This window comes from Sphingomonas sp. ERG5 (assembly GCF_000803065.1).
In the GTDB taxonomy this organism is placed as follows: Bacteria; Pseudomonadota; Alphaproteobacteria; order Sphingomonadales; family Sphingomonadaceae; genus Sphingomonas.
The window spans coordinates 11,820-32,895 of sequence record NZ_JSXI01000021.1; the positions used below are offsets into that span (position 1 = coordinate 11,820).

At 60.4% G+C, this 21,076-nt stretch carries 15 protein-coding genes; 4 read left to right on the top strand and 11 right to left on the bottom strand.

What is annotated here, in order from left to right; genetic code table 11:
* Positions 1-22: 22 nt before the first annotated feature.
* Together OO12_RS07860 and OO12_RS27950 are read right to left on the bottom strand one after the other, a co-directional pair.
* On the bottom strand, positions 23-2,716 hold the full coding sequence (locus tag OO12_RS07860; RefSeq protein WP_034158128.1) for a TonB-dependent receptor domain-containing protein: 2,694 nt from the start codon (positions 2,714-2,716) through the stop codon (positions 23-25).
* Positions 2,717-2,967: 251 nt separating this feature from the next.
* Complete coding sequence (locus OO12_RS27950; protein ID WP_052215651.1) at positions 2,968-3,552, bottom strand: helix-turn-helix domain-containing protein; 585 nt, start codon at positions 3,550-3,552, stop codon at positions 2,968-2,970.
* A gap of 219 nt (positions 3,553-3,771) precedes the next feature.
* Between OO12_RS27950 and OO12_RS07870 the strand changes: the two genes are divergently transcribed.
* Positions 3,772-4,731, top strand: a complete 960-nt coding sequence (locus tag OO12_RS07870; RefSeq protein ID WP_034158129.1) for an ornithine cyclodeaminase family protein — start codon at positions 3,772-3,774, stop codon at positions 4,729-4,731.
* Between the two features lie 131 nt (positions 4,732-4,862).
* Here OO12_RS07870 and OO12_RS29400 read toward each other — a convergent pair whose 3' ends face one another.
* From OO12_RS29400 to OO12_RS07890, 5 genes are all read right to left on the bottom strand, one after another.
* A complete protein-coding gene (locus OO12_RS29400) occupies positions 4,863-5,087 on the bottom strand; it encodes a M2 family metallopeptidase (protein ID WP_152616319.1) in 225 nt (74 codons plus the stop codon).
* 474 nt (positions 5,088-5,561) lie between these two features.
* A complete protein-coding gene (locus tag OO12_RS07875) occupies positions 5,562-6,851 on the bottom strand; it encodes a spinster family MFS transporter (RefSeq protein WP_082006412.1) in 1,290 nt (429 codons plus the stop codon).
* Between the two features lie 206 nt (positions 6,852-7,057).
* Positions 7,058-8,149, bottom strand: a complete 1,092-nt coding sequence (locus OO12_RS07880) for a DUF2817 domain-containing protein (RefSeq protein WP_152616315.1) — start codon at positions 8,147-8,149, stop codon at positions 7,058-7,060.
* Positions 8,150-8,226: 77 nt separating this feature from the next.
* Positions 8,227-9,807, bottom strand: a complete 1,581-nt coding sequence (locus OO12_RS07885; RefSeq protein WP_034158132.1) for a class I adenylate-forming enzyme family protein — start codon at positions 9,805-9,807, stop codon at positions 8,227-8,229.
* Positions 9,808-9,812: 5 nt separating this feature from the next.
* Positions 9,813-10,313, bottom strand: coding sequence for a MaoC family dehydratase (locus tag OO12_RS07890; protein WP_052215652.1), 501 nt, complete (start codon positions 10,311-10,313; stop codon positions 9,813-9,815).
* Between the two features lie 84 nt (positions 10,314-10,397).
* Here OO12_RS07890 and OO12_RS26790 point away from each other — a divergent pair, with 84 nt between their 5' ends.
* The 3 genes from OO12_RS26790 to OO12_RS07905 all read left to right on the top strand — a co-directional run bounded on the left by OO12_RS26790 (position 10,398) and on the right by OO12_RS07905 (position 15,895).
* Positions 10,398-11,126, top strand: coding sequence for a TetR/AcrR family transcriptional regulator (locus OO12_RS26790; RefSeq protein ID WP_052215653.1), 729 nt, complete (start codon positions 10,398-10,400; stop codon positions 11,124-11,126).
* Positions 11,127-11,232: 106 nt separating this feature from the next.
* Positions 11,233-13,431 (top strand): TonB-dependent receptor, encoded by a 2,199-nt coding sequence (locus OO12_RS07900; RefSeq protein ID WP_082006414.1) that lies wholly within the window; start codon positions 11,233-11,235, stop codon positions 13,429-13,431.
* On the top strand, positions 13,412-15,895 hold the full coding sequence (locus tag OO12_RS07905) for a S9 family peptidase (protein ID WP_082006415.1): 2,484 nt from the start codon (positions 13,412-13,414) through the stop codon (positions 15,893-15,895). Before OO12_RS07900 ends, OO12_RS07905 begins: the two co-directional genes overlap by 20 nt.
* A gap of 68 nt (positions 15,896-15,963) precedes the next feature.
* Here the strand turns inward: OO12_RS07905 and OO12_RS07910 are convergent, their stop codons facing one another.
* Genes OO12_RS07910 through OO12_RS07925 form a run of 4 tightly spaced genes read right to left on the bottom strand, consistent with a single transcriptional unit; the run spans position 15,964 to position 20,631 of the window.
* Positions 15,964-17,070 carry an ABC transporter permease gene (locus OO12_RS07910; RefSeq protein ID WP_052215665.1) on the bottom strand — a complete coding sequence of 369 codons (1,107 nt, stop codon included), beginning with the start codon at positions 17,068-17,070 and terminating at the stop codon, positions 15,964-15,966.
* Positions 17,067-18,197 carry an ABC transporter permease gene (locus tag OO12_RS07915; RefSeq protein ID WP_235364710.1) on the bottom strand — a complete coding sequence of 377 codons (1,131 nt, stop codon included), beginning with the start codon at positions 18,195-18,197 and terminating at the stop codon, positions 17,067-17,069. Before OO12_RS07915 ends, OO12_RS07910 begins: the two co-directional genes overlap by 4 nt.
* Before the next feature lie 41 nt (positions 18,198-18,238).
* On the bottom strand, positions 18,239-19,270 hold the full coding sequence (locus OO12_RS07920; protein ID WP_034158136.1) for an HlyD family secretion protein: 1,032 nt from the start codon (positions 19,268-19,270) through the stop codon (positions 18,239-18,241).
* Positions 19,267-20,631, bottom strand: a complete 1,365-nt coding sequence (locus OO12_RS07925) for a TolC family protein (protein ID WP_034158137.1) — start codon at positions 20,629-20,631, stop codon at positions 19,267-19,269. Before OO12_RS07925 ends, OO12_RS07920 begins: the two co-directional genes overlap by 4 nt.
* Positions 20,632-21,076: the final 445 nt, after the last annotated feature.

A 21,076-nucleotide genomic window follows, 5' to 3' on the forward strand; every position in this document is an offset into this window, starting at 1 on the left:
TCGGTTCGCCCTGTCTATCTGATCAATATTTGAACGATGCGCCCAGTGAGAAATAACGGCCGATCACATCATGGAAGACGGTGTTGGTCGGGGTCGCGATGAGGTCGGGCGTCGGCACGATCGGCGGATCGCGGTCGAACAGGTTGCGGACGGTTGCTGTAACCGAGAGGCTTTTCTTGCCCGAGCGCAGCAGATCGTGGCCAATCGTCGCATCGACATAAAAAGCGCTATCGACCGTGTTGTCATCGTAGAAACCGGGATTGCTCCGATCATAGCTGCCGCCACCGACATAGCGGCCGGCAAGATAGAGATTGAAATCATTGACTTCGAGCGCGGCGCTGGCGGTGAAACGCCATTGGGGAACGCCGCCCAGCTTTGGCCCGAGCGAGCCCGCGCCTTCGGAAATTGATGCGCCATCGCGGGATTCCAGCTTGTCGACATGTGCCGCGATCAAACGGACGGTCGCGCTGGCGTCATCACCGAGCCCCGCGATCGCGGTGCGATAGCTTAGGTCCAGATCCTGCCCTCGCGTATGCAGTTGAGCCAGGTTGTTGAGCGTCGCGCTCACCTGCTCGATCGCATTGGAGGTCGGATTGCGCCTTATATACGCGCAGATCGCCGTTTCGCCATTTGCGCAGCGGTTGACGAGGTTCTGCGCGCTATTCGTGCCAATCGCCCCGCGTAGCTTGATATCATAATAATCGAGGGAAAGTTGAAGACCCGGCAAAAAGGCGGGCGTCAGAACTGCCCCGAAAGTCAGGGTCTTGGCCACCTCCGCATCGAGGTTGCGGTTACCGCCCTCCGCCACCGTGACCAACGTCTGGGCATTGTTGAAGCGAGGGTCATTGATCGTGGCAAGACCAGTGCGGCCAGCGCTGAACAACTCGTCGGCGTTGGGCGCGCGGATATCGCGGGAATAAGTGCCGCGGAACCGGATGCCGGAGATCGGTTCGTAACTGAGTCCGAGCTTCCAAGTGGTCGCGGACAGCGACGAGGTTCTGCCTCCTATATCATATTCGGTATAACGGATGGCCCCATTGACATCGAGAGCCTCACCCAGCGATGATTTGTGCAACAACGGCATGATCGCCTCGAGATAGGCTTCCTTTACCTTGACCTCGCCCGAATAGGACCGGCCATTGCCGGTGAACCAACCATTGGCATTGGCGATGGGGTCGGTTTCATACACCGTCTTGTCGCGACGATATTCCGCACCAAATGCCAGCGCCACAGGCCCTGCCCAGGTCGAGAACGGCTCGCCTCGCATATTGGCGGCGACCACATCCTGGCTCATCCGCGTGTGGCGCGACGAGGTTCCGAGAATATAGCCGAGCGCAGCGGCCGACGGCGCGCCTTCGCCAAACAGGTTGAGTGGGACGCACCTGCTCAATGGGTTGGCAAGACTCGATCGGCAGACGATCGCGCCGGTGACCGGGTTGACCACCGCGTCGACAGCAGCGGCGAACACGGGGTTGCCGGCGGCGTCATTCTTGATGCGATTGTTGAGCAAAATTTCGGCGCGCCGCGCCTCTCCGCGCTGATAATAGACATTCCATGTCCAGTCGGAGATCTTGCCTTTGGCCCCGGCGACTGCGCGATAGACGCGATCCGTGTTGACTGGCTCGACAAAGCCGAAATCATAGTTGATCCGCCCCATGTCGATCGTGTCCAGTTGATTACGATCCATGACGGCAGCGATCGAGCCGGGGAGAAAGGCATTCTCTCGACGAATCTCGATCGATCCGAAATCGAAGGTTGGCAGGACTTTGAAGCGGCTGCGCGATTCCGCGTAAGACCCTTCGGCGAACAGCGTCACATCGTCCGCGACTTCATAGGAAGCGCGTGCGAATACGCTGCCATGACGTTCGGGAATGACGAGCTGATTGAGCCGCCCCGGATTAACCCCGCTGCCGCCGACCTGATAAAGCGATCCCATGTCGGCGCCCGGGATGAACGGGATTGGTGTGCCCCCGGGACCGAATTCCACATTACCATCGGGCAGGAAGACCATGCCACCCGGCGTTGCGACTGCGGTGTGCACATTGGGCCGGATCAGATTGCGCGGCTGACCGTTACCCGGCGCAAAGCGCGGGTTGGAAATAACCTGCCAGTCCCTTTGTCCCCAGCCACGGCTGCCCTGATCGTCGATCCCCTGGCTGTCCGCGAAATCGCCGGCGATCATGAAGGATCCCCGATCGCCGGCAAATTTCGTGCCCCAGGCAAGCGACAGCTGATAATTCTTGTTATCGCCGCGCCCGGAAATACCTGCGCGCACTTCACCGATCAATCCGTCGATATGATCCTTGAGAATGAAGTTGACGACGCCGGCAACCGCGTCCGAACCCCATGCCGCAGAAGCACCGCCGGTGACCACATCCACGCGGTCGACAAGCAACTGCGGCAGGACATTGGCGTTGACCAGCCCCGCATTGGTCGTCGGCACATGGCGACGGCCATCAAGCAGCACGAGCGTCCGCGCCGCGCCCAGTCCACGCAAGTCGAGATAGTTGCCGGCGCCTGCCGTCCGTGTCGTCGCCGACGACGGGGTCGCGGATGCGCGAAAGGATGGGATCTGCGTGTTGAGCAGGTCGGCAATGTTCGACACGCCACTATTGGTCAGTTCGGCCTTGCTCACCGTTGTGACGGGAGTCGGCGCGTCAAAGCCGGAACCCGCCGCGCGCGACGCGGTCACCACGATATCCTCTGCGGGAACCATGTCCTCCCCGCTCCCCGCGCCTTTTTCCGTGGAGGATGTCTGGGCAAGAGCGGACTGCCCCACCCCGGCCAGAAGCATTGCGAGGACGCAAAAACCTTGTCCGCGCCGACGGCGCGCCTTGCTGATCATTTTCATTTTTTAAACGGGCCGAAACCCGCCCCTCTCCTTGTGGTATCAGCATCCTCAAGGAGATTTTCCATTTAGTCAACTACTGTCCTCATTGGATATAATTATCCTAAAATGACATGCCATTACCCTTCTTTGGAGCAGATGCTTAAGATATGGCAGGGCTCGTCGCCGGAGGCGACGTAGGCGTGCGCCATCCTTCCGTCGAAATAGAGCGAATCGCCGGCCCTCAATATCGACGGCGCATAGGTATCCGTGTGAAGCTCAAGCACGCCGTTAAGGACGTAGATAAACTCATCGCTGTTATGCGTGCTGAATCCGCCGCATTCCTCGACAGAGCGCGCCACGATCTCTCCCCAGATTGGCGTAAAGCGCTTGTCGAGCAGATCGACACCCAGATAGCGGTACAGATACGCTCCCGTCGCAACCTCGCGACCTTCACCGCCCCTGGTAAGTATCCGGCGCCCCCATCCCGACCGCCCCCCGTCGTCATCCGTGGCAAGCAGTTCTGCGATATCGATACGCAGCGCCATCGCAAGAGCGGCGAGCTTGTCATAAGTCAATGAAATCTTACCATTTTCTAGCTTCGATAGAAGTGACACCGAGAAGCCGGTCGCCTTTTCAATATCCGCCAATGTCAGCCCGCGCTCGATCCGCAGGGCCCGCACACGGGCATGGACAAGATCCCGCGCCGCCGCTTTGCTATTCATGCTGTGCTTTCCCGCCCCAATAAGGCCGTATGCGGCCGGAGACCCAAAGGATAGAAACGCGCCCACGGATTGGCCATAGGAGAAAATCACCCCCACACTTTGCTTGACATGCCCTACTGGTTCTATATTTTCCATATTGGATATATATTTCCATAATGGACAGCCGTGCTCAGCCCTTGCCTCCCCCGCCATACGACTCCAGAACCATCGCACGTTGCCGTGATCAGCGAAGCCGTCGCGGCGCGATTGATCAGCATCGAGGATGCCATCAGCGTGGTCGAAAGCGCCTTCGCCTCGCTCGACTCTGGGCTCAGCCGAGCCTTTGTCTTCAGCGCGGGGCCTGGCCCGGGACCCAACACACGTCTCGGCGTCAAAGCCGGCTATGATGGCCTTTCGCGTCATCCGGGTGCCAAGCTGGGCAGTTATTGGTCCGACAACAGCCTTGCGGGGCTTGCCAATCATGGCTCCACCACGCTCCTGCTCGACGATCGCACCGGCCGGCCCTGCGCTTTCATCGCGGCCAGTTACCTGACGGCTTTGCGCACCGCCGCGGCCGACGCCGTGGCGGTTAAGCATCTCGCCCCTCTCTCTGCATCGCGGCTGTCGATCCTGGGAAGCGGGCATCAGGCCTATTATGAAGCCTTGGCTGTCGCGCAGGTGCGCCAGCTTGAGCAGATCCTGATATGGGGTCGAGATCCGGCAGCGGCCGCACAGCTCGCTTTGCGACTTTGCGAAGCCGGGCTTCCAGCGCGCGCCGCGAAGATCGAAGAGGCGGTGGAGCAGGCCGAGATTCTCTGCACCGTAACGGCCTCGATCCAGCCCCTTTTCGACGCCGCGCTGGTTGCGCCCGGCACTCACATCTCTGCGATGGGCGCCGACGGTCCCGGCAAACAGGAACTGCCTGGCGCACTTGTCGAATCCGCACTGCTGTTCACCGATCTGGTTACGCAGTCCGTGATGATCGGCGAGTTCCAACATGCCTGTCGCGAGGGTCGTGTTGCACTGAATCAAATCGTTCCGCTGGGCGCCGTCATCAACGGGACCGCCCTCGGCCGAACCAGCGATCGCCAAATGACGATTTTCGACAGTTCCGGTGTAGCAGTTCAGGACATTGCGATCGGAGCACTCGTGCTGGAACGCGCTCGAGCCGGCGGCCTGGCCCTCGAAATCGAGCTTTAATCGTTTCTCACACGGCGGTCGGTGGCGATCGTTATCGTCGAACCGAGCAGTATATCTTCCAGCGCGACAGCTCATGCGCGATATTTCGCCTTGCGCGCCGAGCGCAGGTTTTGCTCGCGCGCTGTTACGGGCTACCAGCCGCATTGGAGGCCGGCATCCCGCCTACGGGGCCAGGTTTCCAGCGGCTTGAAATAGCGCAGCATCGCTCCGGTACTGATCTCTCGGCTGCCCGTGAACGCCTCCAGAGCGCCTGGCCAAGATCTGCAGGTGCCCATTGTCAGCATCTTTTTCATGCGCTCGCCGGTGGATTTGCTGTCGCAGACCGAACAACGGTGAAGCCGCCCCTTCCAGCCGATCTAACGGCAGGCCGCCTCATGAAACTGGCATTGAAGAAAACGACCAAGAAAATAGCGGATGTAGGCAATGCCGGCCGACACGTGAGCGTGCCGGGATCGAACTTCTTGCGGACCGGCTGCCCAGTTCCTCAACAGCTCCCAAGCGGGACGGGGCCGGCAGGACTGTTGCCTGCTTGATGAGATGGAGCTTCCTCGCCAAATCGTCAGAAAGTCCCGGGATGCGATCGAAGCGCGTCGCCGATGCCGCCAGGCTCGACGCCAGGCGGGATACGTCGGCAGCGGCATGCGCGGCGAGCCACCCGGTGCCTGCGACATATAGGTCCAGTTCACCCACTCAATGCGCTGCCTGTAATCGCTAGTGGCCTCAAGCTGGCGCTCGGCGTTGATGATGAACTCTTCCACCTGGCCGATGGTGGCGCATCTTGGCCACAGCAGGTACGGCGCCGGCCATCGCTACGACCAGCATCACCATCGTCATGTGATGTCCTCTCTGATCGTTCGACCGGCAGCGTAATAGTGCCAGGCGCCCCAGACGCCGGTGAAGCTGCATGCAACCAACACCCAGCGGAGCGATTGGTGCGGATCATTAAGAAACGGCCCGACAAAATCGGATGCGGAGCCAATCAGTTGCGGCGCGACCACCAGATTGGCGATGTTTGCGGTGAAAAGCAGAATGGCGACCGTCTGGCCCCGCATCTCGGCAGGGACGAGGCTTTGGCAGAGCGCCAGGGTCGGGCCGATATAAATGCAACTCGCGGGTACGAAAATCCAGAGCGCGAGCGTCGCGGCATTGAACGAATTCGTCGAGTAGGCAACGACTCCGGGGACGATCGCCGCGATGCTGACCAGCGCCACCAGCCAGACTTGCCAACGTGGATCGTGAGACACGAGACGCGCCATGACCCAGGCGGTTCCCAACATGGCTATCGATCCGCCGACCGCACTCATGATCCCCAGGGACATGCCGGCTTGGCCGGCGGAGAGGCCGTGAAAGCGCATGAGAAAAGCCGAGGTCCACCACAATAGCCCCGCGCCCGAGAATGTGACGATCGTCGCGCCAACCAGTACGTGGAAGACGGCTGGATGCCTGCGGATGAAACGGAGCGTATCGACGATGCCGGGCGCACTGACGGCTGGGTCCGGCTGGACTTCGTCCGTCGCACCGCGCACCGGCTCTCGCAGCGAAAAGCGGACCAGCAGCGCGAGTGGCAGGCCGATCGCACCGAAGACGATCAGGCCCTGGCGCCATCCATAGAGATCGGTGAGCCACCCCGCGCCCGCCATTCCGAGTGCGGCCCCCATTGTGGAGCCGATTGAGAAGATCGACATGGCCGGACCACGGCTGGCGGCGGGAAATTCATCCGCCAGCAACGATTGCGAAGGCGGTGTCCCGCCAGCCTCTCCCACCCCGACCCCGAGGCGAGCGAGGAGAAGCTGCCAATAGGTCTGGCTGAAACCGCACAACAAGGTGAAACTGGACCAGATGAGAAGTGCCCAGGCGATCATATTACGACGATTTGTCCGGTCCGCCAGGAGGCCGAGCGGAATCCCGGCCGTGACGTAGAAGATCGCCAGAGCAACACCAGTCAGAAACGCGACCCCGCCGTCGGATAAATGAAATTCAGCCTTTATCGGTTCAATCAGCGTACCCAGGACAAATCGGTCAGCGATGTTGAGCGCATAGACTGTTGTCAGTATCAGCAGCACATAGTTGCGGCGATTCAACCAGCGCCTCCGTGGCGCGTCTATGGTCGTGCCGCTCATTTGTTAAGGTGCAACATCGTGCCCCTCCCTAAAGTTATTCATTAATTGATTCTGTCACTTAAGGACAGTTTTCCGTCAGCACGGACCCGGTAGGGCAAGGGCAAGCTCAGTAAGGAGAACGACTTCGGAATGAGAGATCGCACATGTCGAATAATGCCGCTCCGCCCCTAACCATGGAGCGACTCTGCAGGTCACCCAGCCAGCGCTCAGCCATCCCGCGCAACACCGGCCACCGCTGCTTCCAGCGCGACGCGACCCGCGCTGAGCGTCGCGCTTCGCCACTCGACATCACGTGGCGCGAGGCAGGCGTGCATTTCTTCAAGGATCGGCGTCGCTACCGGACTGTCGAAAACGCCGTACTTCTCGAGCCATTTGCGATTGCGCAGAGCGCCGAAGGCGCGCGCCACCGGTTCTGTGCCGACCTCAAGCGCGGCGACCGTAAGTTCCGATTCCAGACCGAAGTCCCAGACGGAGCCCACGAAAGTCCCGACCGGTGCAAATGGAAAATCAGCGCTCGGAACGAGAACCAGATTGTCCCACCAGGAAGAAGCACGATCGGCGGCAGATTTGGGAGCGTTGATGCACAGCATCAATGCCGCCCCGCGATCGCCGAGACCTGTATGTACGTCGATGACGGCAACCCGTCGCGCACCCTGAGTGTAATCGCGAAGGATTTTGCGCAAAGTGAGATTGGACCAGACAGGAGCGTGTCCGCCGTAAAGATAGCCTCCAGGCCGATGATGCTGACCGTCGGCGATCGCTCTTATGAAATTATCAAAGCCCCTGTCTTCGATATAGGCGTTCATCGCGGCATCCGCGACCGCTCGCCCGTCTCCTTCCACGTCCCGGCAGCATACGAAGCTTTCGACTTCATCATAGAGCGGATTGTGGCCAGGCGTCTGAGTGAAATCGAGGAAGTTGCGATTGAGGTCAACGCCATCCTCATTGTCACTGCCGGTCCAGGCCATGCCGTAGGGATTGACGAAGTGGATCAGGAGCAGGCTAGGTCCATCGGCGGGCCAGCCCCGGGTCAGCGTGTCAATTTGCACCGCCGAACCCGCATAGCCTTCAACGCCATGAACCCCCGAAGAGATGACGACAATATCGGGACTTTCGCCTTTGATATACGCGACATCCATCATCAGCGCTTCCCCGGAAGGTCCATTTGCGGGGCATTGGAAATGGGCAATTGTCGCGTCCGACGCCTGTGCGGCAGCGAGGAAGCGCTCTCGCGCCTCAGCATAGCTGGCCGAAAACGAGCGCAAAACCGCTTCATTCAAATCCATGATCTCTCTCACTTTCCAGCCGCGAATTGACGAAAGGGCTCCGCGAAGCAGGCCATGCCGGATGGGGCCGCTGCTCGCCCCGGCCTGTTTTAGGACGCGAGCGCATGAGCCCGCCGCACCAGCTCTTGCTTGTCGATCTTGCCAATGGGAAGCATCGGCAGATCGAACTCGATCACGAAGATCTTCGGAATCTTGTAGTTGGCGAGATGCTCGCGACAATGCGCCTCCAGCTCTTCCACATTCACCTCACCGGATGGATGAACATAGGCGACGCCAACCTCCTGCCAGATCGGGTCGGGTCGCGCGACCACGGCGGCCAGCGCTATCGCGGGATGTCGCTCCAGAACGGTCTCCACTTCCCTTGGATAAACATTGTACCCCCCCGATTTGTACATTTCCTTGAGCCGGCCCACGAGACGATAGCGACCATCGGGTCGGCGCACGGCCAGATCGCCGGTGCGGAAAAAGCCGTCCGGCGTGAAGCACGCCTCGGTCGCATCCGGTCGACGCCAATAGCCAAGCAGATTGAGACCGGACCGAGTCTGCACCTCTCCTTCAGTACCATCGACGACTTCAATACCTTCGGCATCGGCCAGCCTGATCTGCACATTCGGGAAAGCATGGCCAACGGTGTTCGAGAGAATGTCGACATCGCCGGTCGGCTCCACGACCGTGATCGCGCTCGTTGCCTCGGTCATTCCGTAATTGGTCGCCAGCTTGGGGCATATCTGCAAAAGGCGTGCGATCATGTCGGCGGGCATCTCAGCCCCTTCCCAGACGATGAGTTGAACCGCCGAGAGGTCGTAGTCAGCGAAGTTCGGCAATCCGAGCTGCATTTGAAAACCGCTTGGAACGGAAATCCAGAATGTGACCGCCTCGCGTTCCATCAGCGCCAGGCACCCGGCGGCATCGAACTGCTCCATGAAGACGACCGTGCCGCCCGCCGCGATACACGGCAATACGGTGTCCACGACACCACCGATATGATTGATAGGGAAATAGCTCACCACCCTGTGTGGATCGAGCGGCCAGAGCCGGTTCTGCTCCATGCAGAATTCAGCAATCCCCGCATGATGAAGAACCGCCCCTTTCGGCTGGCCGGTCGATCCCGAGGTATAGACGATCAGACATGGCAGGCGCGCGCTGACCCCCTGTTGCGCCTCCCGAAGTCGTTCACCGGAGATCATATGACCACCGTGAAGGAACTCGGCCATCATATCCGCACCTGGCACATCAGGGTCGCCATCAAAGATGACGAGCTTCTGAATTGTCGGAAGATCGCGGCACAGGCCGACCAGCTCCTGCTCGTAGCTGCGCCCTCCCACCTGGCTGCGGGCGAGGAATAACTTCGGTTCCGCATCCTCCAGGACATGCCGGAGTTCGGCGAGCTGATACTTTGGATTCAGTCCAACCCAAATGCCACCGATGGAGGCAGTTGCGAGAAGTGCGATCAGGTAATCCGGATGCGGAGTCTGCAATGTTGCGACACGATCACCCCTGACCAGGCCGGCTGCAATCATGGCGCGTGCCAGAGAGTCTATAGCCGAAGCCAAAGCCGCATAAGTCCAGCGGCGGCCATCGAGCACGAGCGCAATGGCGTCCGGCTGATCACGTGCGCGAAGAAACACGAAATCGCTGATCCGTCCGGCGTACCGACCGTCATCCGGCATGACTCTCACGCCCCTTGATGTCCCTTGGGAGGAACCCATACCGACAGCCACTCCGCCACCAACGCCGGTTTCTCTCCATTCTCTATCTCGACGGTCGCGCCAATCGTCATTTGCGAGCGTCCCCGCTCATCCGTGCGGCGATCCACCAACTCGAACCGGCCGCGCACGGCACTGCCCGTCGGTACCGGCGAGATGAGCCGCAAGCGATTGAATCCGTAATTGAGATAATAGCCGGCGGTCGCAACGTGCGAACGTCGGTCCCGCGGCTGCACCGTATGAAGCATGTGAGTCAGCAATGACATGGTGAGAAATCCGAAAGCAATCGTGCCGCCATAAGGCGTTTCCGCGCGTGCCCACTCTGGATCAATGTGCATCGGGTCGTCGTCAAACGTCGCTTCGGCGAAGCGATCGACCATAGCCTGGGTTATCGTCATCCAGTCCGACACTCCGATCAGACTACCCGGTTCGGCCAATAGAAAGCCATTTGTATGAGATGCTTCGTTCATTATAAGTTCCGGGCTTGGGAGAATTAATATGAGAACTATCTCAGTTTTTAATCAAGTCAAGCCCCAGCGACCCCGGCCGATTCCATGATCCCCGAGAATCCTTCCTTCATCACCTTCCTCAAAGAACGGCTCGCGCAGAACCCGCCGCAGCAAAAGGGCACGCGCACGCGTGAGCGACTGAAGATCGCGGCCGCAGAGGTGCTCGAGGAGAAGGGCTATCTCGCCACCAAGGCAGGCGACATCGCCGCGCGCGCGGGTGTTGCCGAGGGATCTTTCTATATTTATTTCAAAGACAAGACCGATTCCACAATCACGGTCCTGACGACCCTTCTCGACGAATTCATACTGCTGCCTTCGGAGGCGGCGGACACGTCCGAACATCCTTTCAAGGCAATCCGGCGCGCGAACCGCAGATGGATTGCCGTTGCGCGGGCAAATCCTGGACTCATGCGATGCGTCCTTCAACTCGGTGATGAAAATGCCGATTTTGCAGCGGTCGTACAGCGGACGAATCGCAACTGGTTCGGCCATGTGGCTCGCCGTGTCGTACGGCGACGCGGGGTGATCGATCAGGCCCCGACCCTTTTCGCGGTTTACCTGCTGGGTGCGATGATGGACGAGCTGCTCCGAAAGCTGATCGTCTATCCGGATCGGGATTTTCTCACGCTATTACAAAATCTTCATGGCGATGATGAGATGGTTGCCGATGCCACGAGTGTCATGTGGCTGCGCGTGCTCTACCCCAATGAATCTCTGCCCCGAAACCTCCCGCGCGCCGTCAAGGCATTTGCGGATGCCATCTTGCCTGGTTGAACCGGCCGCCGGACTCGCCGAATTTCGGCAAAGTGAGGGGTGGTTGACAAGATCAGAAAATAGGTAAAAGTTGAGATGGTTCTCACTTTTATCTCGAGGTCGAATCATGCGCACGGCAATGAAGATGGGCATTATGGCTACAACGGCCTTGCTGATGACCCAGGCCGCCGCAACCGCCGCCTTTGCCCAGCAAGCGGAAGAAGGCGGGACATCGCAGACGCAGGATACGGGCCTCGACGACATCGTCGTCACTGCCCAGAAAAGGGCCCAGAATGTTCAGAAAGTGCCTCTCAGCATTACTGTTCTGGGTGCCGATCAAATCGAAAAGGAAGGCTTTCGTTCGTTCCAGGATTACGCAACGCGCGTCCCTAATCTCTCCTTTTCCCAAGGAGGATCAAGCATCGGAGGCCTTGGCCAGGCGATCTCGCTGCGCGGAATCTATGGAACCAACACAACGGGCGTTTATCTGGACGAAACGCCGCTCCCTGGCAGCGTAGATCCTCAGGTTATCGACCTTGAACGCATCGAAGTGCTTCGCGGTCCACAGGGGACTCTCTATGGTGCTCGCTCAATGGGTGGGACGGTCCGGCTCATCACGCATCAGCCCGACCTGAATGACTTTAGCGGCAGTGGTCATGGCATAATTTCATCCACGCACCGTGGCAATGTGAACAATACTCTCGACGGCTCCGTGAATATTCCGCTGGTGACCGACACGCTTGGCATACGCGCCTTCGGATTCTGGGACTATCAATCAGGCGTATTCACGCGCGTGCCATCGGCCGATGCTCCAGCACAATTCAGCCGCCGCAACAATGTCGGTTCGACGCAGCGCTATGGCGGCGCGATCGCAGCCCGTCTGCAATTCCTCGATGACGCGATCAGCATCACACCGCGAGTGGTTCTACAGCGCACGAGAACCAATGCCCAACCCTATGCTGATGTGGTTGCCGACAATTTTGTCCAGAAGCGCCTGTTCGATCTCGACGAGGGCGGTTCCGACGATTGGGAGCTGTTCAGCCTAACCAGTCGCTATGGCGCTGATTTCGGGGAATTCATCTCCGTGACGTCCCAGTTCAACCGCGACGTATCCGACTCGGAGAATGCTTCCGAAGCTATCTCCAAGCTATTGGAGTCCACCACGCCCTCGCTCTTCCGCGGATTGAACCGCGCGCGAACCTTTGCGCAGGAATTCCGTTTCACGTCCGACTTCAAGGGCCCCCTCCAGATCACCTTGGGTGCCTTTTATCAGAAATCGTCGGGACGGGTGCAGATTCCACCAAACATCATCGAAGGTCTTGGAGATCTGTACAATTACAGAGCGGACAACAGGACCGTCGAAAAGGCCATCTATGGCGAAGCCAATTTCGACATCACGGACAAACTCCAGGTGATCGCCGGCCTGCGTTATTTCCGGAATTCGGTGAATTTGACGGTGAGTCAGGGGGGGCTGGCTGTCGGTTCCGGCGCAGGCACATTCAATGAAGTGCAGCGTGAGAGCGGCTTCAATCCGCGGTTCGGAATCAAATATGCGGTAAGCCGCGATATCAATCTGTTCGCCAACGCGGCAAAGGGCTTTCGCATTGGCGGCGCGAACGGATATTCCGAAAGCGTATGTGCGGCCGATCGGCAGCCTTTGGGAATAAGCGCCGAGGCCGCCCGCTCCTATCGATCCGACTCCGTCTGGAGCTATGAGGCCGGCGTCAAATCCTCCTTCATGAGCGGTCACCTGGTCGTCAACGCGACGGCATTTCGCGTCGATTGGTCCAATATCCAACAGAATGTTGCGCTCGCTTGCGGTTTTTCAATCGATCAGAATGGTGGCCGGGCGCGCAGCGAAGGGTTCGAGCTCGAGTTGCAGGCCAGCCCCGTAGATGGCCTCATTTTCGGTGCCGGCATAGGTCATACCAATGCCCGGATCACAGACCCCGGCGCGCTTGCGATCCTGGCGCCCGGGACGCGCATTCAACAGGTTCCGCGCTGGAATCTTACCGGTTCCGCCGACTATAAATTCGCAATCGGCAAATTGCCGCTTACGTTTCACGGCGACGTCTCCCATGTCGGCAGCAGCCTCAGTCGCAGCAATTTGCTGACTGGCCGCACCCGCCCCGCCTATGAACTGGCGAATCTGCGTTTCGGCACCGATTTCCGGCGTTTCAACATCACATTCTTCGTCGAGAATGTCTTCGACAAGATCGCTAACCTGGCCGACGTTCCACCGCTCGCTATCGAGGATCCCAATCGGCCTCGGATCGCAGCAGGACGTCCCCGCACGATAGGGATCGATGCGCGGGCGAAATTCTGAAGTTGACGCGCGCCACTGCACCGACCGGCTGTTTACGACCTGCCTTTCACACCAGAGCAACGGGATTAATCACGCGATGGGACGTCAAGTTTTTCGGTTCCGACCATATCTGGCCGCGGGATTCGCACTCAGCCTGATCAGCGGTGCGACCGGCGTTATGGCCAACCCCGCCCCGGACAGTGCCACACGCCTGAGCAAGGCCCTCCCCTTCACGAGCGGCAAGTTGCGCAAGAAAGTGCTCAATCATGCAATCAAGGTGAACTGGACCGGTTCCGGCGATAGCTTCTGGTTCCGGCACGAACTTGCGAACGGCAGTGAATATCTGCTGGTCGACGCGTCCACCGGCGTCCGCCGACCAGCATTCGATCATCGAGCCCTGGCGATGGCGCTCAGCAAGGCGACCGGCGAAACATTCGAAGGAAACAGCCTTTCGCTCACGTCACTTGAACTGTCGAGCGATCCGCGACAATTGACCGTGCAGATAGAGGATGCGCGGTTTCGCTGCGATCTCGAAAAGATCGTGTGCGCGCGTCGCACCGATGCGGATCGGCCTGGCAATCTAATTCTGTCGCCTGACGGCAAAAATGCGGTTTTCCGGCGCGACCACGATCTTTGGCTACGCGAGCTTTCCACGGGGCAGGAGCGGCAACTGACGCACGATGGTGTCGAAGACTTCGCCTATGGTGACACCGACGCCTATATCGACGAGGCCAAGGTCGAACTCCGGCGCGCAGGGGCACCAGCACCGCTCCTTGGCGTACATTGGTCTCCGGATGGCCATTACATATTGGGCCTGCGGCAGGATCTTCGCGCCATACCCGCGCGCCTGGTTCTGACCGAATATCTTCCCCCCGATCGGACTGATCCGGTCATGCATGTCCGGCACGCGGCAGTACCGAACGATCCGCAGCGCGCCAACAGCGCTATGACGATCATCGATGTTCGCATGGGCACGACGACGCCCGTGAAGCTCGATCCTCAATCGATCAACGATTGGGCGCTCCCTTATTTCACCCTGGGCGGTTTCATTCGATGGGATACCGCCGGGGATGCCTTCATCATCTCCGCAAATCGGGGCGGCACGCGCTATCGGCTCACCCAGATCAGCACGAAAACCGGCGAGGTTCGCGACGTCGTGACGGAAACGGGGCGCTTCAGCCTTCGCCTCAACCCCTATGACTATGCGCGCCCCAATGTTGATGTCCTGAAGAACGGGCGAGAAGCGATCTGGTATTCCGAACGAGACGGCTGGGGGCATCTGTACCTCTATGATGTCACCACCGGTACTGTGAAGCGCCAACTGACCAAAGGCCCCTGGGTCGTCGCCGATCTTGTTCATATCGATGAGGCGAACCGGCAGGTCTATTTTACAGCAACGGGCCGCGAGAGCGGGCGGAATCTCTATTACCGCCATCTCTACAGGGTCAGCCTTGATGGCGGCACGCCACAGCTTTTGACGCCCGAAGATGCCGATCACGAATTCGACGCGGATCATGATTTCTGGGAAGGCCCGCAACCCGGGTCGGATTTTTCCCCCAGTGGCCGATATTTTGTCGACAGCTTTTCGACAGCGATGACCTCGGCTCGATTTGTCATTCGCGCGGCATCGGGGAAACTGGTGAGCAAGCTGGCCGAAGCCGACGACAGCGCCTTGCGCGCCACCGGCTGGGCGCCACCGGAGCAATTCGTCACCAAGGCCGCGGACGGCAGGACCGATCTTTACGGCGTCATTTACAAGCCAAGGGATTTCGATCCGAACAAGAAATATCCCGTCATCGAACAGACATATCCAGGACCGCAAGGCAAATTCGCTCCCTCGACTTTTCGCGGTTATCTCAACTACATGCAGCCTCAGGCGACTGCGGAACTCGGTTTCATCGTGGTCTATCTCGATGGCCGAGGCACCGCCTACAGATCAAGAGAGTTCCGCGATGCATTTCGTGGAACCGACGATCCTTTCGGATCAGCCGATCACGCAGCGGCGCTTCGCAATTTGGGCAAGACGCGACCATATTTGGATCTGGACCGGGTCGGCATCACCGGACAGTCTTTTGGCGGCTACGGATCCCTTCGATCAATGCTGCTCCACCCGGATCTTTACAAGGCTTGCGTATCGAGCGTCGGCCCGGGGGAATGGATCGATTTCCCTGGCGACACAAGCAATGAGCGCTTCTTCGGCGTTCCGTCACAATCCAAACAGGCACGAGAGTATTTCGACCTCATCAGCAATGTTCGCATGGCCGATCAATTGAAGGGAGATCTCCTTCTTATCTATGGCGGAGTCGATGAGATCGTACCCTTGCGTTCGGGCTTCAAGCTGATCGACGCCCTGGTTCGCGCAAACAAACAATTCGATTTGCTCGTCGTTCCCGACGCTCCGCATCATGTGGGCGCCGAACCCTATGGCGTGGAGCGTATCATGCGCTTCTTCATGGATCGTTTGGGTGGTCCGGTGGATCGTTGATCACCCGTTCCAAAAATCCATCGCCCGGTACGCCCGTCGGCATCCGCAGGTCGAGGCGGGTCGGTATGTCATGCCGCTTCGCGGATCCGGTATCGCAACACTGTGATCGTGCCGTAAAAGAGGGTGAGCAGCAGGAGATTGATTAACTCGCCGCGCTGCTCACCCAACGTCGCGCCCATCTGGTTGACGCCCACCATCAATTTGATCCCAGGGGTCGTCGGCAGGAGCCGCGCCAGGAGCGACAGCCAGTGCGGCGTGGCTTCTCCCGGCCAGGACAGGCCGGACAGAAAGAAGATCGGCACCGAGGTGACGATCCATAACTGGATCGGACGCTCACGCGTGCGAAAGAAGCTGGCCAGCGCTAGTGCGCCGGCAACCGTCGCGGATACGAACAATGCGGCCGATACGACCAACGTCAGCGGATCGGCGGCCGCGCGCGGGTAATCCTGGAACCAGAACACAAAGCCGGTGACATAAGCGATGTCCGCGCAACCGATGAGGAAGAAGGCCAGCGCGATGCCAAGCAGGCTGCGCGGCGCGAAGCCGAGTGGCCCCTGGGTTTCCCGGATCGTCGCGGCAAGTGTCGCAAGGCCCATCAGCAAGGTCTGCTGAATGATCAGAAACGCGACACCGGGAAAGATAGTGCTGCCATAGCCTTCGCGTGTGTTGAAGAGCGGGCGCTGGATCATCGTCAACGGCACCGGGGCGGGCGCACCGCTGGCCATTGCCTGAGCGAGCGCGGCATCGCGCCCGATCGATCCCAGCGCAGCACCTATGCCGGCCAGCGCGGTCGAACTGCGCAGCAGATAGGCCCCGTTACCGTACAGTGCGACCGTACCCTGGCTTCCGGTCAGGATGCGCCGCTCGAACCCTTCCGGGATAACGACGATAGCGCTCACCCGCCGCCCCTTCAGCCAGCGTAGCGCGACTGCGGGGGAAGGAAGCCGCGCGATCACTTCCGCCTGTTGCAGCGCGCCGATCCGGGCCTCCAGCGCGCGGCTTGTACCGCTGTGATCCATATCGACCACCGCGACCGGCATCCTGACCGGCACTTCACCCGAATAGGCGGCGGGGTAGAAGAATGAATAGAGGATGCACGATCCGATCAGGAGCAAGAGCACCGAACTGTCGGCAAAGATCGCGCGGAAGGTCGCGAGGAACGCCCTGCCGATCATCGCCGCCCCCATGTTTCCGGCCGCCGCGCGGCCGCCAGGTAGCGCGGCAATCCGATACCCGCCCCGACGATCAGGAAGGCGAGCATGACGAGCACCTGCCACAGCGAATCCATCACTGACGCACCCATGATCCATTGCTCCGCCAGCAGCTTGGCGAATGCCGAATAAGGCAACAGCAAACTCCACAATCGCGCGAAGGCGGAAGCGGATTCGAGCGGAAAGATCGCACCGGCGAAGGCGAAGGATGCTCCCGCGTAAAGTCCGGCGATCGATAGCGCCCTGCCCATCGACAGGGTGAGTCCGACGACCAGCAATGTCACGCCGATATACGCGAGGTACATCGCGACGTAGCCGACGAGCAGCAGCAACACGCTGCCCACGACAGGCCAGCCCCGCACCCCGGCGAGATAGCCGGTCGCCAGCAGTCCCCAGCCTGTGAATATGACGAGATACGGCGTCAGCTTGCCCATCACCGCCAAGACCGCCCGCCGCCTACTATTCCCGCCGATCCATGCGCCGATCGTACCGTCGCGCAATTCGCGGCCCAGAGCACTCGACACGGCAACCATGAAAATGAGGTGCAGCAACGCCGGGTGGATCAATGCCACGAGTTGCAGTTCGTAGCTGCCCTGCGGATTGAACAGGACGATACTCCGGGCGGCGACCGGCGGACGACGCACTTTACCCGGCCCGACGACGACGGTGCTTTGCTCGGCGGCAAGTGTCGCGGCATAGCCCTGCACGACATTGCCCACCTCACGCAGCGCGGCCCCCGACGCGGTCGAATAACTGGCGTTGTAGAAGGTGATGATGCTGCCGGTCGTCCCACGCAACACAGAGCGTTCGGTATCCGTCGGGATCAGCACGACCGCATAGGCGCGATTGGAGCGCACAATCCGTTCGGCCTCTTTCATGTCCGTCGCCTGTGCCACAACGTGCAGCCCCGGCGCGGCGTCCAGCCGGCGGGTCAGTTCGCGCGAGACGGTGGTGCCATCCTGATCGACCACCGCAATTGGCAGGTCGCGCATCACGCCCGCGGAAAGCTGGATCGCCACCGCTGCCATCAACAGCAGCGGCACCCATGTCACCAGCGCAAGATCCCAGAAACTGGCAGCGAGGAAACGCATTTCCCGGCGAAGCGCACTGCCGAAGGCGCCCTCCGCCATGTTTACACCGGCCAGTCGAATAGCACGGTCATACCCGGCCTTAACCGCTCGACCGGCGCAACGGGCACGACACGTACCTCAAAGCTCTTGATATCGAATCCGCTCGATTGCCGCGTTGCGCGCCAGGTCGCAAAGTCACCCGCCGGCGCGGTATAGATCACGCGAAAACGCGCTCGGCGGTTGCCAAGCGCCGGGATCGTGCCGTCCAATTCCTTGCCGCGCGCGAGGCCCTGGAGTTGATCCTCGCGCACGTTCAGCGTCACCCATGGATGCGCAGTGTCGGTAAGGGTGAATACGGGGAAGCCCTGGGGTACCAGTTCGCCAGGCTGGGCAAGGCGCTTGCCGACCTCGCCATCCGCTGGGGCGATGACGCGGGTTTCGTCAGCCGCCGCCTTCACTTCCGCCACCGCGCCGCGCGCTTGCTGCACCTGCCCAGTCGCGGCCGCCTTGTCCTGCTGTCGCGCGCCGGCCAACGCGAGATCATATTGCGCGCGCGCCGCCTTGGCCTGCTCGGCGGAGGCGATGGCATTGGTGCGCGCCTCATCCGCCTTCTGGCCGGCGAGCACACCCTGTTCGAAGAGCCTGCGAGTGCGCGCATCGGTGGTCTGGGCAAGGGCCGAGGCAGCCTGCGCGCGGCGCCATTGCGCCTCGGCCGCGCGGATATCCTCCGGCCGCGCGCCTTCGTCCGCCTTGCTCTCCACCGCCTGCGCCGCCGCGAGCGCACCACCCGCCTGTTCGGACTTTGCGGCGACTTCGGGGCTAGCGACCGTGTAGAGCAATTGCCCGGCCTTGACCGGCTGCCCTTCCTCGACATGAAAGTCGGCGATCCGACCGGTCACCTTGCTGGTGATCCGTATCTCGCGCGCGTCGACCATGCCCTGGATCTGGACCGGCGCCGGTCGGTAACTGAGCCACAGACCGAGGGCGAGCAGCACCACCATCACGACCGCCACGACGATCATCACCGGCCGGCGCGTCGCGGGCGCTGGCAAGTCTGCGGACGGCGGCACTTCGTCGATTTCGGTATCGGTCATGGGATCACCTTGTCGGCCCGCGCGAGATAGTCCGGTATCCGGGATATCTGTCCGCTCATGCTGAGCAACTGGGCGAGCGCCTGCACATAATCATTGGCCGCCTGCGCGCGCTGGATGCGCGCGCGGCCAAGCCCGAGTTGGGCGTCGATCACGTCGAGCGAAGTCGCCTGCTGCTCTCGATAAGACAGTGTCTGGAGTCGTAAATTCTCCGTGGCCGAGGCTTGCGTGCTATCGAGCAGCAAGAAGCGCCTGCGGGCCGCCTCCACCTCGCTCCACGCCTTGGTGACGCCGATTTCGATCTGGGTGCGCGCCTCGCGCAACCCGGCATCGGCCTGCGCCGCCGTCTCGCGCGCTGCCTCCACCTGTTGTTGCCGCCCGGCACCCGACATCAACTTGTATTTCAGACCGATCCCTACCGACCAGTCGGGATCGGTGAGAAGCGAATTGCGCCGGTCGAAATTATACTGCCCGAAGCCGTAGATCGTCGGCCTGAGCTTTGATTGCTGGATCGTCACCCCGGCCTCCGCTTGTCCCTCCAGCGCCTTCAGTCGGGCGAGCTGTGGGTGCATGTCGAGTGCGGCGGCCTTGAACGTGACGAGGGGCTCAAGCGGACGTGAATTGACTCCTAGCGGACTGATCGGGTGCACCCCCGCCGGCGCGCGCAGCATCCCCGCGAGCGCGGCATTAGCGGTGGCGAGGTCGGCGATCGCTTTCTCATATTCGCGCGCCGCGTCGTCGCGCGCGACCTCGGCCTGCAAGCGCTGCGCGCGGCTGATGAATCGCGCCTGTTCGAGCTTCACCGCATCGGCAACGTGCCGGTCGAGCCCGGCCAGCACGTCGCGGCGGATACCCAGAGCGCGCTCGGCGAGTTGTTGCCCGTAATAGGCCTGGACAAGTTGGATGAGCACATTGTCGATTGCGATGTCGCGATCCGCCTTTGCCTGCGCGACCTGAGCGCGCGCGCCGGCCTGCGTGCCGCTGATCTGCCCCCCGGTGTAGATCGGCAAGGTGGCGGTAACGATCGGCCGGGTGCTCGTGCGTTCCTGGCTGAACTTCAGCGGATCGCGAATGCCGAAGGATTCCGCCACAGGGGCCAGTGAGCCGAGCGGAAGATAGAGCGTTTTCTGATATTCCAGCAGTTGCGCCTCGATATCGACATCAGGACGGCCAAGCGTGCGGGTAGCGCCTTCCTGCGCTTCCTTGCTGCGCAGGGACGCAGCCGAAGCTTCGATCGCGTCGGAGCGCTGGAGCAGCCGCTCCTGTGCCGACCGGTAGTCCAGCGCCAGCGGTTCGGAGGTTTGCGCGGCGATCGGCGATGCGAAGGACAGCATATATAGCAGCGACAACGCCCGAATACGCATCGACGAAACTCCCGCCACGCCAAGCCCCGAGTGATGCCGATCATTTTTATTTTGTAAAGAGTGATTTCTCTTCAATCGTTTGGCGGGACTGTCCACCCGCGGCCTTCGGTCGACATTGGATTACTTATCTGGGCAATACAAAATTCCCGGCAATCGCGCGCAAGATACCTAGAGCTTATTCTTCAATATAGTCCATTAACGCTGTTTTTCATTGTAGAATAACTTACACTGATCTTCTATAATATTACCAATAGCGGTTATGTGCAATCAATGGCCCTCTGCCCCCCCGTGGAACAGTTGATGGCGGGGCGGGGATAGATCGTCGGCTACCTCACGACCAACGGCTTTTGCCATTCACACCAACCAAGCCCGCGCTGATTGAATTGCTGCATGTGGTTCAAATGGTTTCCGCATTGTGCTCGGCACCTGACCATGGTCATGTGGA

Bases quoted from the DNA above. Each gene is read 5' to 3' on its own strand.
- OO12_RS07860 (WP_034158128.1), bottom strand. From the start codon at position 2,716: ATGGTTCCCGCAGAGGATATCGTGGTGACCGCGTCGCGCGCGGCGGGT.
- OO12_RS27950 (WP_052215651.1), bottom strand. From the start codon at position 3,552: ATGAATAGCAAAGCGGCGGCGCGGGATCTTGTCCATGCCCGTGTGCGG.
- OO12_RS07875 (WP_082006412.1), bottom strand. From the start codon at position 6,851: ATGAGCGGCACGACCATAGACGCGCCACGGAGGCGCTGGTTGAATCGC.
- OO12_RS07885 (WP_034158132.1), bottom strand. From the start codon at position 9,807: ATGCCGGATGACGGTCGGTACGCCGGACGGATCAGCGATTTCGTGTTT.
- OO12_RS07890 (WP_052215652.1), bottom strand. From the start codon at position 10,313: ATGAACGAAGCATCTCATACAAATGGCTTTCTATTGGCCGAACCGGGT.
- OO12_RS26790 (WP_052215653.1), top strand. From the start codon at position 10,398: ATGATCCCCGAGAATCCTTCCTTCATCACCTTCCTCAAAGAACGGCTC.
- OO12_RS07900 (WP_082006414.1), top strand. From the start codon at position 11,233: ATGCGCACGGCAATGAAGATGGGCATTATGGCTACAACGGCCTTGCTG.
- OO12_RS07905 (WP_082006415.1), top strand. From the start codon at position 13,412: ATGCGCGGGCGAAATTCTGAAGTTGACGCGCGCCACTGCACCGACCGG.
- OO12_RS07910 (WP_052215665.1), bottom strand. From the start codon at position 17,070: ATGATCGGCAGGGCGTTCCTCGCGACCTTCCGCGCGATCTTTGCCGAC.
- OO12_RS07915 (WP_235364710.1), bottom strand. From the start codon at position 18,197: ATGCGTTTCCTCGCTGCCAGTTTCTGGGATCTTGCGCTGGTGACATGG.
- OO12_RS07920 (WP_034158136.1), bottom strand. From the start codon at position 19,270: ATGACCGATACCGAAATCGACGAAGTGCCGCCGTCCGCAGACTTGCCA.
- OO12_RS07925 (WP_034158137.1), bottom strand. From the start codon at position 20,631: ATGCGTATTCGGGCGTTGTCGCTGCTATATATGCTGTCCTTCGCATCG.